The organism is Pseudomonas sp. 30_B (genome assembly GCF_017491605.1).
Lineage (GTDB): Bacteria > Pseudomonadota > Gammaproteobacteria > Pseudomonadales > Pseudomonadaceae > Pseudomonas.
This window is the reverse complement of sequence record NZ_JAFGYY010000124.1, coordinates 1-570: the sequence shown is the minus strand read 5'-3', so window position 1 is coordinate 570 and position 570 is coordinate 1. Positions and strand designations below refer to the sequence as shown.

Here is a 570-nt window from a genome sequence, read left to right as displayed (position 1 = left end):
CTGCCGCGCATCGGGCTCAGGACGCCGGCCATCAGCTTGAGCAGCGTGCTCTTGCCTGACCCCATCCGACCGAGAATGGCCACACGCTCGCCCGCGCCGACGGTCAGATTCACGTTCGCCACCGTCGCACGGCCCGACTTGTGCGCCGGATACGCGAACGACACGTCGTTCAGCGTCACCACGCCGGTGAAGTCGCTCCGCGCGACGAACTCCTGGGTCTCACGGGTCGTCCGCGGCATCTGAAAGAAGCGCGAAATAAAGCCGGCGGCGATGCGCGCGCTTTCAAGGCGTATGCCTAGCGACACGATCGACAAGAACGGTGCCAGCGCGCGGCCGGCCAGCATGTTGGCCGCGATCAGCCCGCCGAGCGTCAGCCATTTCTCGCCGACCATCCACGCGCCGATGCCGAGCAACATCAGGCTTTCCAACTGCATGCTCATGGTCGTGACGCCCGCTACGAATTGCGTCAACATCCGGCTGGTGCCGGACGCGATCGCTGCCATCGCGGTCTGATCGCGCCAGCGCCTTCTCAGCACGCGCTCACCGCCTACCGCACGAACAGTCTCCAAC

Annotated in this window: 1 protein-coding gene; it reads right to left on the bottom strand. The window is 65.8% G+C overall.

Annotated features, from left to right (window positions below):
* On the bottom strand, window positions 1-440 hold a 440-nt coding region (locus J5M67_RS27535; protein ID WP_207888556.1), incomplete at its 3' end, for an ATP-binding cassette domain-containing protein.
* Between the last annotated feature and the right edge of the window lie 130 nt (window positions 441-570).